This is a genomic window from Flavobacterium sp. B114r (assembly GCF_056824125.1).
Window position 1 is genome coordinate 5,130,414 of sequence record NZ_CP124858.1, and the last position, 16,643, is coordinate 5,147,056.

At 33.9% G+C, this 16,643-nt stretch carries 16 protein-coding genes; 4 read left to right on the forward strand and 12 right to left on the reverse strand.

The genetic code is table 11. The features are described 5' to 3' along the window. The first annotated feature begins 83 nt into the window (after positions 1 to 83). Positions 84 to 911 (forward strand): UDP-2,3-diacylglucosamine diphosphatase, encoded by an 828-nt coding sequence (locus QLQ94_RS21380; protein WP_271336032.1) that lies wholly within the window; start codon positions 84 to 86, stop codon positions 909 to 911. Between the two features lie 146 nt (positions 912 to 1,057). After that, positions 1,058 to 1,555: a hypothetical protein gene (locus tag QLQ94_RS21385; protein ID WP_482498478.1), complete on the forward strand. Its 498-nt coding sequence runs from the start codon at positions 1,058 to 1,060 to the stop codon at positions 1,553 to 1,555. Positions 1,556 to 1,826: 271 nt separating this feature from the next. Here the strand turns inward: QLQ94_RS21385 and QLQ94_RS21390 are convergent, their stop codons facing one another. The 7 genes from QLQ94_RS21390 to QLQ94_RS21420 all read right to left on the reverse strand — a co-directional run bounded on the left by QLQ94_RS21390 (position 1,827) and on the right by QLQ94_RS21420 (position 9,204). Further along, the gene (locus tag QLQ94_RS21390) at positions 1,827 to 2,255 is read right to left on the reverse strand and encodes a protease complex subunit PrcB family protein (RefSeq protein WP_427402734.1); all 429 of its coding nucleotides are present in this window, start codon (positions 2,253 to 2,255) and stop codon (positions 1,827 to 1,829) included. Between the two features lie 19 nt (positions 2,256 to 2,274). Next, on the reverse strand, positions 2,275 to 3,411 hold the full coding sequence (gene bshA / locus QLQ94_RS21395; protein WP_271336029.1) for an N-acetyl-alpha-D-glucosaminyl L-malate synthase BshA: 1,137 nt from the start codon (positions 3,409 to 3,411) through the stop codon (positions 2,275 to 2,277). Between the two features lie 803 nt (positions 3,412 to 4,214). Then, positions 4,215 to 4,697 (reverse strand): ABC transporter ATPase, encoded by a 483-nt coding sequence (locus tag QLQ94_RS21400; RefSeq protein ID WP_083692817.1) that lies wholly within the window; start codon positions 4,695 to 4,697, stop codon positions 4,215 to 4,217. A gap of 90 nt (positions 4,698 to 4,787) precedes the next feature. After that, positions 4,788 to 5,579 (reverse strand): (Fe-S)-binding protein, encoded by a 792-nt coding sequence (locus QLQ94_RS21405; RefSeq protein WP_427402736.1) that lies wholly within the window; start codon positions 5,577 to 5,579, stop codon positions 4,788 to 4,790. Positions 5,580 to 5,717: 138 nt separating this feature from the next. Continuing rightward, on the reverse strand, positions 5,718 to 7,055 hold the full coding sequence (locus tag QLQ94_RS21410; RefSeq protein ID WP_271336026.1) for a 4Fe-4S dicluster domain-containing protein: 1,338 nt from the start codon (positions 7,053 to 7,055) through the stop codon (positions 5,718 to 5,720). Positions 7,056 to 7,059: 4 nt separating this feature from the next. Next, positions 7,060 to 8,025 (reverse strand): MlaD family protein, encoded by a 966-nt coding sequence (locus QLQ94_RS21415; RefSeq protein WP_271336025.1) that lies wholly within the window; start codon positions 8,023 to 8,025, stop codon positions 7,060 to 7,062. A 51-nt stretch (positions 8,026 to 8,076) separates the two neighbouring features. Beyond that, positions 8,077 to 9,204, reverse strand: a complete 1,128-nt coding sequence (locus QLQ94_RS21420) for an N-acetylmuramoyl-L-alanine amidase family protein (RefSeq protein ID WP_271336024.1) — start codon at positions 9,202 to 9,204, stop codon at positions 8,077 to 8,079. Between the two features lie 49 nt (positions 9,205 to 9,253). Here QLQ94_RS21420 and QLQ94_RS21425 point away from each other — a divergent pair, with 49 nt between their 5' ends. Next, positions 9,254 to 12,010 carry a putative LPS assembly protein LptD gene (locus QLQ94_RS21425; RefSeq protein ID WP_271336023.1) on the forward strand — a complete coding sequence of 919 codons (2,757 nt, stop codon included), beginning with the start codon at positions 9,254 to 9,256 and terminating at the stop codon, positions 12,008 to 12,010. Positions 12,011 to 12,135: 125 nt separating this feature from the next. After that, positions 12,136 to 12,516 (forward strand): RidA family protein, encoded by a 381-nt coding sequence (locus tag QLQ94_RS21430; RefSeq protein WP_271336022.1) that lies wholly within the window; start codon positions 12,136 to 12,138, stop codon positions 12,514 to 12,516. On the opposite strand, the gene QLQ94_RS21435 is transcribed toward QLQ94_RS21430, so the two are convergent. The 5 genes from QLQ94_RS21435 to pfkA form a co-directional block, all read right to left on the reverse strand. Further along, complete coding sequence (locus tag QLQ94_RS21435; RefSeq protein WP_271336021.1) at positions 12,497 to 12,883, reverse strand: methylglyoxal synthase; 387 nt, start codon at positions 12,881 to 12,883, stop codon at positions 12,497 to 12,499. The genes QLQ94_RS21430 and QLQ94_RS21435 overlap by 20 nt on opposite strands. Positions 12,884 to 13,074: 191 nt before the next feature. Next, positions 13,075 to 13,449 carry a methylglyoxal synthase gene (locus QLQ94_RS21440; protein ID WP_271336020.1) on the reverse strand — a complete coding sequence of 125 codons (375 nt, stop codon included), beginning with the start codon at positions 13,447 to 13,449 and terminating at the stop codon, positions 13,075 to 13,077. Between the two features lie 12 nt (positions 13,450 to 13,461). After that, a complete protein-coding gene (locus QLQ94_RS21445) occupies positions 13,462 to 14,313 on the reverse strand; it encodes an N-acetylglucosamine kinase (RefSeq protein ID WP_271336019.1) in 852 nt (283 codons plus the stop codon). Between the two features lie 131 nt (positions 14,314 to 14,444). After that, entirely contained in the window at positions 14,445 to 15,449 is a 1,005-nt protein-coding gene (gap, locus tag QLQ94_RS21450; protein ID WP_271336018.1) for a type I glyceraldehyde-3-phosphate dehydrogenase, read from the reverse strand. Between the two features lie 88 nt (positions 15,450 to 15,537). Continuing rightward, positions 15,538 to 16,524, reverse strand: coding sequence for a 6-phosphofructokinase (gene pfkA, locus QLQ94_RS21455; RefSeq protein WP_271336017.1), 987 nt, complete (start codon positions 16,522 to 16,524; stop codon positions 15,538 to 15,540). Between the last annotated feature and the right edge of the window lie 119 nt (positions 16,525 to 16,643).

Here is a 16,643-nt window from a genome sequence, read left to right on the forward strand (position 1 = left end):
AATTGTCGCCAAATTGGTAACCTTTTGATAAAATATAGCTCGCCAGAGTTTCTTTTATTTGTTAAACTTCAAAAAAAGAAAAATTGAAAAAACGAAATGTCGAACTGGTCATTCTCTCAGATGTCCATTTGGGAACTTACGGAAGTCACGCTAAAGAACTAAATAACTATCTATCAAGCATTAAACCCAAAACATTAGTCCTGAACGGGGATATTATTGATGCCTGGCAATTTAGAAAATCATACTTCCCAAAAGCACATTTAAGGGTCATTCAAAGAATAATTGGTATGGCTTCCAAGGGTACAAAAGTGTATTATATCACTGGAAATCACGATGAAATTCTTCGAAAATTTAGCGACATGAACATGGGAAATTTTGCTTTGGTCGATAAATTAGTTTTGGAATTAGACGATAAAAAAGCCTGGATTTTTCACGGAGATGTATTCGACGCGTCTGTACAGCACTCTAAATGGATTGCAAAATTGGGCGGATTGGGTTACGATTACTTAATTTTAAGCAATCGATTTGCGAACTGGTGTTTGGCAAAAATTGGGCGTGAACCTTATTCTTTTTCTAAAAAGATTAAAGCAAGCGTTAAAAAAGCAGTCAAATTTATATCAGACTTTGAAACTACTGCCACAGATTTAGCCATCGAGAAAAAATACGATTATGTGATTTGCGGACATATACATGAACCAAAAATTGTAACAAAAGAGAACAAACACGGCTCTACTTTATATCTAAATTCCGGCGATTGGGTAGAAAACCTGACAGCACTGGAATACCATAAAAAACGATGGAAATTATACTCTTACGCTGAAAGTAACTTTACTGAAGAAGAAAACCTTTTTGAAATGGAGGATATTTTAAGTTCTCAGTTAATTTCTTCTATATTAAAAAACAACATCTAAAATTAAAACTGCATTACAGATAAAAAGCTACTTCCTATACTCCTGGTTAGTTTCAAAAATGTGAATTATATAACAATTTTCAAAAATAGTATACGTTTGAAAATTATACGACACAGTACATTTGAAAAAAATTAATAACCATTTTTATGAAAAGAATCATTTTATCTGCCCTTATGCTATTAGGTCTAGCGTTTACGGCTCAATCGCAAGAAATTTCGAAACACGCTTTAGGGATTCGTCTGGGAGACAATAACGGATTTGGGGGAGAGATATCATATCAATTAGGATTAAGCCAAAAAAACAGACTGGAATTTGATTTAGGCTGGAGAAACAGCAGTGATGTTGACGCGATTAAAGGTGTTGCTCTTTACCAATGGGTTTGGAACATCGATGGCGGATTTAACTGGTATGCTGGTGTTGGTGGTGGTATCGCTGCTTGGGATCACGATTATTATAACAACAATTTTAAATATAATGACAGCGGAACTTATGTATTCGCAGCCGGAGATATTGGTATAGAATATAGATTTAGCGAAGCTCCTATTACATTATCACTAGATGCAAGACCGGAAATTGGATCAGGATATTATGATGATGACAACTTTGGATTCGATGTAGGATTGGGTGTTAAATTCAGATTCTAAATAAAAAATAATTATAAAAAGAAATCCTGTCGTTTTTAAGCGACAGGATTTCTTTTTTGTTTTCAATCTTGAGAGAAATCGAAGTATTGATTAAGAATGCATTTTAACGCAAAGTGCGCAAAGTTTTTTATATGCTCGATTTTATAAAAAGTAAAGTGCGCAAAGCTTTGTGTCGAAACAGCTTTGCGAACTTTGTGTTTTCTAAGTGTATTATTATAAAAATCTTAGCGCACTTTGCGGTTAAATTCTCAATCTAACCTAAAAAAAGTGCTTATTTAATGATAATCTCTTTTTTAGAATGTATTTTTACTACCGTATAAGGATATGTTATTACCTGCATAACCATAGCATCCGGAGCAGGATTTAGTTCTTTTACTGTAATGATAATATTTTTATCTGTTTCCTCTACTTTTTCAACCTCAATCGAGTAACCTCCGGTATTCTTTTCCCCCATATTCAAAACAACATAGTTCGAATTGCTAATGTCATCATGTTTCATTTTTTCGGCCAGATGAGGATCAGTTTCTAACATTTTGATTTCGTTTGGTTCAGTCAAAATTTCAAAAAACTTGATATTTCCGCCACCGTCAGATTGTTCCGTTAAAACTTCATATAAAGCTTTCGAACCCGAATCTGATGTTTTTTTTACTCCACACGACATCAAAACAAAAACCAATAAAACCGTAAGTACTTTTTTCATTTGTATTTATTTTAATAATCTAGCTTTTATAATCATCGATAGCTCTTTGATACAAAGCTTCGTATTTAGGCAATATGTTTTTGATGTCGAATTTTTTAGCAACCTCTAATGCATTTTCTTTAAACTGATTTAAGACTGCATCATCTTTAAGGATTTTAATTGCATTTGCAGCCATTTCATCCACGTTACCAACATCACTCAAATAACCTGAAAAGCCATCGAAATTAACTTCCGGCAAACCTCCGGAATTACTCGAAATAACAGGAACTCCGCAAGCCATTGCTTCTAAAGCCGCCAAACCAAAACTTTCAGTTTCTGACGGAAGTAAAAACAAATCGGTCATGCATAAAATCTTATCAATTTCATTACTGTTTCCAAAGAAAATTACTTTATCATAAATTCCCAGTTCCATACAAAGAACTTCTGCTTTCTCTTTTTCAGGACCATCCCCAACCATCATAAGTTTAGACGGAATCTCTTTCTGGATATTATAAAAAATCTTAATAATATCCGGAATACGTTTTACTTTTCTAAAGTTACTGATGTGGGTAATGATACGTTCATTTTCCTTCGCCATCACATAACGATGACAAGGTGCCTGAGGATCTTTTGCCATTTTATCCAACTCAATAAAATTCGGGATTACGCGTATTTTATTTTTGATCTTAAACAACTTCAAGGTATCGTCTTTCAAACTCTGGGAAACAGAGGTCACATAATCTGATTTATTGATACTAAAAGTCACTGCAGGTTTATAAAAAGGATGATTTCCTACCAATGTAATATCCGTTCCGTGAAGCGTTGTAATCATTGGAAGATTAATTCCCTCGTTCTTCAGCATTTGCTTCGCCATATAACCGGCATACGCATGCGGAATAGCATAATGCACGTGCAAAACCTCAATTTTATACAATTTTACCATATCTACCAATTTGCTTGACAAAGCCAACTCGTAAGGCTGATAATGAAAAAGAGGATATTCAGGAACGTTTACTTCGTGATAATGAACATTAGGATTCAAAAGTGCCAGCCTAACCGGCTGACTATAAGTAATAAAATGGATTTCGTGTCCGCGTCTGGCTAATTCAAGGCCTAGTTCTGTAGCAACTACACCACTACCACCAAATGTCGGATAACAAACTATTGCTATTTTCATGTATTAAATTTAATACTACGAAAGTACTCAAAAATAGCTTTTAATCGAAGTTTTAGATTGTTAGATTTTTGTGAAGATTAGATTTATCAGAGTATTAGATTATTAGACTAACTTAGAATCTTAGACTATCTTAGACATCAGATTACTTAATTTCTAATTCATCGAAAACCAAATAAAAGGCTCAATATTTTAACCAAACTCAAAACTCATATTCATGCTTATTTTCAGGAGCAGAAAAATTAATTTCCAAAAGAACCTTATGTCCCGCTGTCCGCTATATCTTTTCCTTGCTGGCAGCAGCAAGAAAAAGGATATCACTTCCATCGGGGCTAGATAAGAACTCTAGTTTTCATAAGAACTTCAATCCTAAACCCGACAGGTTTTAAAAACCTGTCGGGTTTGTTACGATCTTCCTTTGTCAGAGTTTAAAACCAAGAACGTAAGGAATTTTAAACTTTTTTTGCAAAGATTAATACGTATTTCGCGTAAAACAACCACAATCTTTCATTTCGACGAAGGACAAATCACACTAGAAACTCCGTACAGAAAGATCAATCTTTGTCGAATATTGGATGTGATTTACTGCGTCTGTTCGCTATCGCTCGGGACTCTTCCGTCGAAATGACAAAAAACACACAGATCCGCTTTAAACATAAGCTTTCGACAAAGCTCCTTACGCTCTTGGTTTTAAACTTTGACAAAGGTTTCTACACAAAACGCACGAAACCCGACAGGTTTTAAAAACCTGTCGGGTTTGTTGTGATGGCGGCAATCATGCCTTTTCTATATTATATAAATTCCTCTTAGAAAAACCTGCTATGCCAACTATCGGCAGCAGGAACTTCCCAAGACTCATTGTATTCTTCGATATTGTTCACCAGATTATTAAAAACAATCGTATTCTCAGATACTGATTTATCTTTAACCATTTTCTTGAAATCAATTAAAGGTTTGTGTGCGATATGTTCACCTAGTTTAAAAGTCACGTTCATTTTATCTAACAAATCAACGTTGTACTTTTTCTCTAAACTCTGGATAAATTCTACTGAGCTATCAATAGAACATCCTGTAGCCGCCTGCACATCCTGATTGACAGCCAAAATAATGAATCGGTTGTATTTCAGTTCATACGAAGCTTCTAAACTTGTTCCGTGAGCTGCCCAACCTTCAACAAAAGCTTTCAGGTCAGTTTCTATTTCAGAAAATTCTTCCTCAGAAAATTTTCTGTTTGATTGATAAATCCAAATTTTGGACTCACCTGGTAAATCTTCAAAAGGTATATACATTTTTACTTTTGTTTTTCTTGTTTGTTTTTCTTGTTTCAGGTTTCAGGTTTCAAAACTTAAAACCTTAGCATCTTAGTAACTTAGAACCTTTTATAAATCTTGCGCATTAGCAATTAACTCAGCAATGTCCATCACTTTCACTTGCCCTTCTTTCTCCTGGTGCTTGATACCATCTGTTAACATTGTATTACAGAACGGACAACCTGCTGCAATAATATCCGGTTGTACTTCAAGAGCGTCTTCTGTACGTAATACGTTTACTTCTTTGTTTCCTGGTTCAGCATCTTTAAACATTTGCGCTCCACCGGCTCCACAACAAAGTCCGTTTGCTTTTGAGCGTTTCATTTCGACTAATTCAACATCCAGTTTTTCGATTAAATCTCTTGGCGCTTCATAAATCTTATTGGCTCTTCCTAAATAACAAGGATCATGAAAAGTAATACGTTTTCCTTTAAACTGACCACCTTCGATGGTTAATCTTCCATCATCCAGTAATGACTTTAAAAACTCTGTATGATGAACTACCTCATACTGACCACCTAATTCAGGATATTCATTTTTTAAAGTATTAAAACAATGCGGACAAGCCGTAACAATTTTTTTAGCTTCATAAGCATTCAAAACCTCGATATTCATCATGGCCTGCATCTGAAACAAAAATTCATTTCCGGCACGTTTTGCAGGATCTCCGGTACAACTCTCTTCTGTACCAAGAACTGCAAAAGAAACATTTGCGCGATTTAAAATTCGCACAAATGCTTTTGTAATTTTTTTTGCTCTATCATCAAAACTTCCCGCACAACCTACCCAAAACAAAACTTCTGGTTGTTTTCCTTCGGCCAGCATTTCTGCCATTGTTGGTACTACTAAACTTTCTGACATGTCTCTTTATTATTAAATCGGTTAATTGTTCATTTGGTTAATCGCTCTCTTGAAAAACCTTTTCCATAACATTAAAAACCGAACTTTTTATTTTTTACAATCGAATAAACGGTTAAATAAATAACTTTTTAAACTATTTTAATTCTCATTTTTCCAATTCAATCTGTCCTGCTGATTGTATTGCCAAGGCGCTCCATTGTTTTCGATATTCGTCATCATCGCATTTAACGGCATTGGAGCAGCACTTTGTTCCATAACCAGATAACGGCGCATATCCATAATAATAGACAACGGGCTAATATTTACGGGACATTCTTCTACACATGCATTACATGATGTACAAGCCCACAATTCTTCGGGAGTAATATAATCGTTTAATAATGTTTTGTTATCCGGAACAAAAACACCTTTATTAGCATCTATATTCTTTCCTACTTCTTGTAAACGATCTCTTGTATCCATCATAATTTTACGAGGAGACAATTTTTTACCGGTTTGATTGGCAGGACATGACGATGTACAACGACCACATTCTGTACAAGTATAAGCGTTTAATAGCTGAACCCAGTTTAAATCCTGAACATCACTGGCTCCAAATTTACTTGGCACAGCATTTTCATCTGCCGGAGCAGCAGCAAACGGATCGGCATTTGGATCCATCATTAATTTTACTTCTTTTGTAACCGATGCTAAATTATCAAACTGTCCTTCCGGATTTAAGTTTGCAAAATAGGTATTTGGAAAAGCCAAAAGAATGTGCAAGTGTTTTGAGAAGTACAAATAGTTCATAAAAACTAAAATACCTGCAATATGCAACCACCAAAAAACCTCAAACAACAATCCAACCAATTCATTTGACAATCCGTTAAACATTGGTGCAATAAATTGACTTATTGGAAAACTTCCTGCTTTATGAAAATGCGAAAATCCTCCGGGAACATTTTGCAGATGTAAATCTGAAGCATTCATCAATAAAAACAAAAGCATCAAAACTGTTTCGAAGTACAGAATGTAATTGGCATCACTTTTAGGAAATCCGTTTAAATCAGGATTAATAAAACGTTTTAACCTGATCACATTTCTTCTGATCCAGAAAACTACAACAGCAAAAATTACAAGTAGTGCCAATATCTCAAAAGAAGCAATCAAAATATCATAAACGACTCCTAAATAAGGAGCAAAAATTCTATGGGTTCCAAATAATCCATCAATAATAATTTCGATTAACTCGATATTAATGATTATAAAACCTACGTATACAAAAATATGAAGTATTCCGGCTACAGGGCGTCTCACCATTTTTGACTGCCCAAGAGCAATCAAAGCCATGTTTTTCCAACGTGCTTTAGAATTATCTTTTCGATTTACATCTACTCCTAAATTGATGTTTCGGATGATTTTTTTTACGCTCGATGCAAAAAAACCGAAACCAATTATAAGGAGGATAGCGAATAAAATATTATCTAAATAACTCATCTAATTATTTTTTAGTAGTTGAATCTGCTTCTTCTGCCGGTGCCACATATGGCTTATTTTTCTTTCCAAAAAGAGAAACATTTACGTAACGAGTTGGGTACAAACGAACGTCTTGCAATAACAGCTCTAACTCTTTTGAAGTTTTAGCAAGATTATTATACAAAGCATCATCATTTAATAATTTACCTGCAGTACCTTTTCCTGAGTTTAAGTTACTCATAATACCATCTACTTTAGCTAAAGTCTGGTTTAGGTTTCTAACTGTTTTTCCTAAATCGGCTTTGCTTAAAGAATCAGATATCTTATTGAAGTTACTTGACATTTTATTAAAGTTTGTCACTACTCCATTAATCTGACCTTTATTTGTATCCAAGATAGAATTAAGAGTTCCGGAAGCTCTGTGAAACTGCTCCATAGTCTGACTTAATTCTCCTAATGATTTTTTCAGGTCTTCTTGTCCTTTTTTATCCAGAACATTATTTAATCCGGAAACAAGTGTATTGATATTAAGCAGCATTAAATCTAATTTTTGCTGAATAGGCTCAATTTTACCTCCTAACGATTCTGTTAAGCCAAGCTCAACAACAGACTCAAGTGTCTGACCATCTACAGCAGGATCTTTATCCGCAAGATTAGGCATAATCTTTATTTGTTTTCCGCCAATTAAACTTGGAGAATATAAAGCTGCTTTACTTGTTTTAGAAATTGGAAAATCTGTTTTTAACTGAAGTTCAACTAATAACTTACCGGTTACTTCATTGATTTTGATTTTACTTACTTTACCTATTGTAAGACCATTTATAGTAACGGGTGCTGATGCTGACAAATCTTCAACATTATCATATTCTACATATAATGTCTGGTAATTTGTAAAAAGGTCTTTGCCTTTTAAAAAACTATAGCCCCAAATAAATAATAAAATCGACGCGATGACTAAAATAGCCGTTTTAATTTCTCTTGTTAGTTTCAAAATTCTTAGTGTTTTGTACAAAATTAATATAAATATTCGAACAAAAGGCTATTATTTAATCGCCTCTTGAATACTGATTTTTTCTCCGTCTTTATTTGCAATTAAAAAAGCAGCTCCATATCCTTTATCTTTAGCTTCTTCCAAATATTTTTTGGCAGTTGCATAATCCGAAGTTTCCTGATAGAAATATTTATAAATATTGTTTTCATACAACATTGTTACATTTTTCAGGCCTTTGAAGTTTTTAGGTTCCAGTGGTGTTTTTTTAATGCTGGCAATAAGCTGTACTTTAAAGAAAACTCCTTTTGGGGCATTCTTGGCAACTGCAGCACTTTCGACAATTTTATTTTTTACGGGGGTCGAAGTATCTTTTACCGGTCTCGCATCTATAGATTCGTTAGATCCGTTACCAAAGTACTCTCTTTTATAACTAATAATTGCTTCGGCAACGGCTTTTGCAATATCATTTTGTCCTTCTTCTGAATTTAGAATATTTCCTTCTGTAGGATTAGAAATAAATCCGGTTTCTACTAAAACTCTTGGCATATAAGCTTTATGAAGTACCATAAATGGCGCTTGTTTCACTCCGCCTTGTCTTAATTTTTTTCCCAGTTTTTCAAAATTATCTTCGATTTTACTTGCTAAAGAAATACTATTGTCTAAATATTCTTCTTGCATCATAGTAATTCCAATCATAGATTCAGGCGAATTAGGATCGTAACCTTCATATTTACGTTTATAATCTTTCTCAAGGGTAATTACGGAGTTCTCTTTTTTCGCCGCTTCAAGATTCGATGCCACTTTACTTAAACCCATTACATAAGTCTCAGTTCCGTCAGCAGCAGTATTTTTATTTGCATTACAGTGAATAGAAACAAAAATATTAGAATTGGCTCTGTTGGCAATATTCGCTCTTTCGACCAAATCGATAAAAACATCGGTTTTGCGGGTATAAATAACATTAACATTTGGGGTCGACTCTAAAATCTTTCCCACTTTTAGAACAATAGCCAAAGCAATATTTTTTTCGATCCGTCCGCTATAAACAGCGCCAAAGTCATGATCTCCATGCCCGGCATCAAGTGTTACCTTAAAAACATTTGATTGGCTGAATGCACAAAAAGACGATATCATTAGAAAAAAAGTAAATATTACTTTAATTTTGTTAAATATATTCATAAATCTAAAAGTTAATTTTAATAAAACGTAACTGCTATAATTTTTACAATTGATTATTTTTGACAAAAAATTATATGTAAGTTTGACATGTCAAAAAACAAGCCATAATTTTACAAAAATAGCATTTAAACCTTTGCATACAAACTTATTTAATATCGTTTTATTATCATTTTTCCTAACATTAGGATGTGGTAATTTATATTCGCAAGAGATAAAAAACAAAAAAAAAGCATTACCAGCTGTAAAACAAACAGATAAACCCAAAACTGTTGTTACAGATGTTGCTCCGCCAATTGTCGTTGACACCATAAAATTGGATACGGTAAAAACTAAAAAGAACTTTCTTGATGCTGTTACCAAGTACAAAGCAAAGGATTATGCCAAGTATGATAAGAAGGCTAAGACGCTTACTTTATACAACGAAGCAGAATTATACTACAAAGATGTCGAATTAAAATCTGGAATTATCGTTTTAAATCTGGAAAAAGATGAAGTTTATGCCGGACGTATAAAAGATTCTGCCGGAGTTTTGACGCAATATCCAAATTTTAAACAAGGCGCGAGTGAAGTTCAGCCTGATTCTATCCGATTTAATTTTAAAACAAAAAAAGCTTTAATTTATAATTCAAGGACTGAACAGGGAGAATTTAAAATAAAGGCTGCGATAACGAAAAAGGAAAATGACTCTGTTTATTTTCTAAAAGGGGCGCGTTTTACAACTTCAAAGGATATTGACAATCCTGAATATTATTTCCAGACGAGCAAAGTAAAATTTATTCCGGGTAAAAAAGTAATCACAGGTTTAACCAACATGGTTATTGCAGATGTACCAACTCCTCTTGCCCTGCCTTTTGCCTATTTTCCAATGAGTCAGGAAAAAAGTGTTTCCGGTATTATCATACCTAGTTATAATGACTCTAACACGAGAGGTTTTTCATTGCAGAATATGGGGTATTATTTTGCTTTGAGCGAGAATTACGATTTAACTGTTCTGGGAGATTATTATACGAATGGTAGTTATGCCATGCGCTTTGAATCCGCATATGCAGAAAGATATAAATACAGAGGAAATATAAACGTTCGTTTTGAAAATTTGATCAACAGTGAGCGTGGTTATCCTGATTACAGCAAACAATCTATTTATAATATCCAGTGGTCACATTCTAAAGACACTAAGTCGAATCCTAATTCAAGTTTTTCTGCTTCTGTGAATATGGGTAGTAGTAAATATTTTAAGCGATCTATTAATCAGGCGAACATTGGGTCTAATCTAAATAATACTTTAAGTTCATCTATTTCCTATAATAAAACTTTTAATACAATACCGCAAGCCCGTATCTCATTAACGGCAACGCACCAACAAAACACTCAAACAGAAGAGATCCTGATGACATTACCGGCTTTACAAGCAAGTGTTGATCGTGTATATCCGTTTGTTGGAAAAGACGGTGTTAAAAAAGGATTTATAAAAAACATCAACTTACAATATAACTTAAGTGGTAAAAACAATTTTAAAACAACAGATTCATTGTTTTTCAAACCACAAATGTTCAGAGATGCTCAAATAGGAATGCAACACAGTATTCCGATTAGTACAAACTTTAAAGTATTTAAATATTTTAGTGCAGGAGCATCGACTAACTATCAGGAAACATGGGTAACCAAAACTATTGATAAAAATTACGACAATTCTCAGGGTAAAGTCGTAGACAATGTTGTTAATGGATTTGATGCCTACAGAACTTATAATTTCAGCACCAACCTGGGAACTACAATTTACGGTACTTTCAATTTTGGAGAAGATAAAAGAATTCAGTCTATTCGTCACGTCATGCGTCCGACTGTAACTTATGCTTACACACCAAGTTTCGACCAGTATTACAACAATTATACTGTTGATGCTTCAGGAAAAATCTCTACATATTCAAGATTCGATGGTGGTATTTTTGGAGCTCCGGGTAAAAGCAACTCAAACATTGTATCATTTGCTTTAAGCAACACGTTTGAGGCAAAAGTAAGAGACAGAGACAGCACAAAGACGGAACCTAAGAAAATTATGCTGTTGAACAATTTAAACTTCAGTACAAGTTATAATTTTAATGCTGACGGAAAAGAAACTTTAGCCTGGCAACCTGTTCTTGTAAGCGGTGGAACTCAGTTTTTTGATAATAAAATGAATGTCAATTTTGGGGCAACACTGGATCCTTACGCTATAGATAATGGCGGAAAAAGAATTAGTACTTACAACATCGATAATGGCGGAAGTTTGTTCAGAATGACTAGTGCAAACGTGACTTTAAATTATTCTTTCTCGAATAAGGGAACCGGAAAAGATCAGGATAACAAACAAAGTGAGCGGAATGGTGGTCGAAAGGATGATTTGTTTGGAACAAATACGGACTTGAATGACAGTCGAAACAGCCAGTTTGCAAATGAAAAGGATGATGATACAGATGTTATAACGGAGTTTTTTAACTCTAAGATTCCTTGGGATATGACAATGGCGTATTCCTTAACGTATTCAAATGTAAACAGGGAAAATAAAATCACAGGAAACTCTATTATGATATCTGCCAATATGGATATTACCCCAAAATGGAAGGGCGGAATTTCAACTGGTTATGATTTAGTACAAAAGGGTGTTACTTTTACCCAATTTCGTTTTGAGCGAGATTTATTAAGCTGGAGAATGGCTTTTAACTGGAGTCCTCTGGGTGTAAACGCCAACTGGAATTTCTTTATCGGAATCAAATCGGGAATGCTTAGTGATATTAAATGGAATAAACGCAGTACGTCTAATCGCTAATATCTCTCTTTTAAACATACACTATTCTTGTATTCGATTATCAAAAAAATTAAGTTTAGAGATTTAATCTTAATTTCATTATTTTAAATCACAATTCTTTATTTGAGAATTTTAAAACTATTATTATGAAAAAAATCATTTTTACAGACAAAGCTCCAGCACCAATTGGCCCATACAACCAAGCTGTTTTATCAGGAAATACACTTTATGCTTCTGGTCAGATTGCAATAAATCCTGCCTCAGGAGAAATTATTACTGATAATATCAATGATGAAACAACACAGGTAATGCAAAATATTGCTGCGATTCTGGAAGCTGCAAATATGACTTTCGAGAACGTTGTTAAAGCAACTATCTTCATTATGGATATGAATAATTTTGCTGCTATAAACGCCATATATGGTTCTTATTTTGACGAAAAAACGGCTCCTGCACGTGAAACGGTTCAAGTAGCCTGCTTGCCTAAAAATGTAAATGTAGAAATTTCTATAATTGCAGTGCAATAGCATTTAATAACAATTGTGCCGTTGCTTCGTTTGTTGCCAGCGGCACATTATGTACATCGCAAACCCAGAGCAGCATATTTATATCTACTTCATGAGCATGGTTTGTCAGTGGGTCTTTAAAAAAGAAAACGATTTTAATTTTGCCTTCTGCTACTCTGGAAGCAATCTGAGCATCTCCGCCCATCGAACAAGGAAGCATCTTTTTTACCTTAAATCCTGATTTCTCCGCATTTCTTCCCAGTAATCCTGTTGCAATAAGTTTTATTTTATCGTGTTGCAGTGTAACTTCGTTTTTTATTAAAAAATGAATCATATCTGCTTTCTTATTATCATGGGCAATTATCGCAATTAACGTCTTTCTTTTCATGATTTAACAATAAATATAGTACCAAATTTACGTCTAAAAAGCGAACAAACTCACAATAAGACCATGAATATCAAATATTTAAATAAACCACAATAAAAAACAGCAATACTATTATTATGGCGAATTTAAGGCATAAAAAAAACCGTTTCAGTAACGAAACGGTTTTTGAATATATTTAAATAATGTAAATTCTATAATTGCAAAGCGACAGCATTTAGTAACAACTGGGCAGAAGCTTCATTTGTAGCTAATGGTACATTATGTACATCGCAAACACGAATAAGCATATTAATATCGACTTCATGGGCATGGCTCGCCAGAGGGTCTTTAAAAAAGAATACCATCTCTGTTTTACCTTCGGCTACACGCGCAGCAATTTGCGCATCACCTCCCATTGGTCCTGAAAGCATTCTTTTTACCTTAAATCCAGCGTTTACAGCTTTACTTCCGGTAGTTCCTGTTGCGATCAGCTTAATATTTTCCTGAAGAAGAAGAGTTTTGTTTTTATTCAAAAACTGAACCATATCTGCTTTCTTACCATCGTGAGCTATAATAGCAATTTCCATATTTTACTTTTATTATTGATTAGCAACATGATAAGCTATTAAACCATCAATAGGTCTTCTTAAAACATTTCCTAATTGAAGCTCATATTTATCAAATATTTCCTGTAATTCGTCTTTCAGATAAAAAGCAATTGAACCTACAAAATGAACTGGAACTTCTTTGCAGTTATCATATTGTTTGATGTAGTTTTTTACGAAAGATTTCATTCCTTTGAAAATAATTTTTCTACAAAACTCTGTGTCTTTATGTTTGATTAAAAACTTTGCAAAGGTTGCTAAATAAGCATTTGGATTTGGCTCTTTGTATAATTTATTCTTGATATAATCAGGATCTAAATCATACTCTTTTTCAAATTCAACCGCCAATTCTTTAGGCATTTTATTGAAATAATATTTTCTTATTAATTCTTTTCCAAAAACATTTCCACTACAATCATCCATAGCAATATACCCTAATGATTGTACTTTTTGATGCAATACTTTTCCATCAAAATAACTGCAATTAGAACCTGTACCCAAGATACTCACAATTGCTGCTTCTCCTTTTGGAGTAGTGGCATAAACTGCTGCATAAGTATCTTCATGAACTTCTACAATAGCATTCACGAAATATTCCTGGAATATTTGCGAAAGTTCTGTTTTCATTCTGTCAGTTCCACAACCTGCTCCGTAAAAGAACAAATGTGTGGCATTTTTTTTATTTTGTAATATATCGAAACGGTCATTTAATCTTTCGATAATTTCAGGACCGTCAAGAATTTCAGGATTTAACCCTAAAGTTTGTGTGGTGAATAATACTTTTCCATTATCATCAATTGCAATCCAATCGGCTTTAGTAGATCCACTATCAACTATTAATTTCATTTTATTTAGTTTTTGGATTAGGTTTTCTTTAGCTAAATAAAAAGTGTGTTTTTTACATTAATTAAAGAAGTAACAAAATATGAAAAATCCCGTTACTTTGAGATAACGGGACTTTACAAAAATATATAATATTATTTTAAACCTGCGATATGTACAGATAAATCAATTAATTTACTAGAGTACCCGTATTCATTATCGTACCAAGATACTAATTTGAAGAAAGTTGAATTTAAACCGATACCTGCTGTAGCATCAACGATTGAAGTTCTTTTATCAGAGATAAAATCCTGAGATACTACTGCATCTTCAGTATATCCTAAAATACCTTTTAATTCATTTTCAGAAGCTTTCTTTAAAACAGCCATAATTTCTTCGTAAGAAGTTTCTTTAGCTACTTTTACAGTTAAATCTACTACAGAAACGTCAGCAGTAGGAACACGGAAAGACATTCCAGTTAATTTTCCATTCAAAGCAGGAATTACTTTTCCAACCGCTTTTGCAGCTCCTGTAGAAGATGGGATGATGTTGATGCTAGCAGCACGTCCACCTCTCCAGTCTTTTCTAGAAGGACCATCAGCTGTCATTTGAGTTGAAGTTGTTGCGTGAACAGTTGTCATTAAACCTTCAACAATTTCGAAATTATCGTGAATAACTTTAGCTAAAGGAGCTAAACAGTTTGTAGTACATGAAGCATTAGAAACAACAAGATCAGTTGCTTTTGCGCTTTCGTGGTTTACACCCATTACAAACATTGGAGCATCTGCAGACGGAGCAGAAATAATTACTTTTTTAGCACCACCTTTAATGTGCTCATTTGCAGTTTCGATAGTTGTGAAGATACCAGTACATTCTGCAACTACATCAACATCAACTTCGTTCCATTTTAAGTCAGCTGGATTTCTTTCTGCAGTAATACGGATATTTCTTCCGTTTACGAAAAGTTTTCCTTCTTTTACTTCTACAGTTCCGTTGAAACGACCGTGAACTGAATCATATTTTAATAAATAAGCTAGGTGATCAACATCTAATAAGTCGTTGATTGCTACTACTTCTACATTATCTCTATTGAAAGTTTCTCTAAAAACGATTCTTCCGATACGTCCAAATCCGTTTATTCCTAATTTTACTTTTGACATTTTTCTTAATTTTTGCTTTTGTTTTTATTACACTACTTTAAAGTCTAATTTCCTCACAATAAACTTCTTTCCTTTTTAAACTTTTATTTTATGTTGACATGATATCAGATACTCTCAACAATTCTCTATCAATTTCAGACTTTCCTTTGATAGCTTGTTCAAGAGGTGTCAGGGCAACTTTATCTGCCTGAAGACCTACCATATAATTTGACTTACCTTCTATTAAAGATTCTACTGCTTTTACACCTAAACGGCTTGCCAGAACACGATCGAAACAAGATGGAGAACCACCACGCTGCATGTGTCCTAAAACAGATACCCTAACATCATACTCAGGTAAATTAGCCTCAACGTAATCTTTTAATTCGAATACATTTTTACCAATTTTATCTCCCTCAGCAATAACAACTATACTTGATGATTTTCCTGAAGCTTTACTTTTTTGAAGTGAATCAAGTAATCTCTCGAGACCTAAATCTTCTTCAGGAATAAGAATTTCCTCTGCACCTGCACCAATACCAGCATTAAGAGCAATGTGTCCGGCATCTCTACCCATAACCTCTACAAAAAACAGACGGTTGTGTGAACTTGCGGTATCTCTAATTTTATCGATACAATCTACCACTGTATTCAAGGCTGTATCATAACCTAAAGTATGACTTGTACCAAAAATATCATTATCGATTGTACCCGGGATTCCCATTACTGGAAAACCATATTCTGAATTAAAAATTAATCCTCCGGTAAAACTTCCGTCACCTCCTATTACGACCAAAGCATCTACTCCGGCTTTCACAAGATTCTCGTGCGCTTTTTTTCTACCTTCCGGGGTTCTAAACTCAACTGAACGAGCTGATTTCAGGATCGTTCCACCTTTGTTTACAATATTATTTACGCTTCGGGGTCCCATTTCTTTGAAATCTCCTTCGATCATTCCCTGATACCCTCTATAAATTCCTATGCATTCTATATTATGATAAGCACATGTTCGAACAACTGATCGTATTGCGGCATTCATTCCAGGTGAGTCTCCTCCCGATGTCAGAACCCCAACTTTTTTTATTGTTTTTGGCATTATTTAAGTATTAAAGTGTAAAATTAGCAAACATTCACCACTTTCTAGGCGATGTTTATCATTAATTAATAAAATTTGTTAAATTCAAACGTTTTCGTTAATAAGTTTTTCAATAGCAA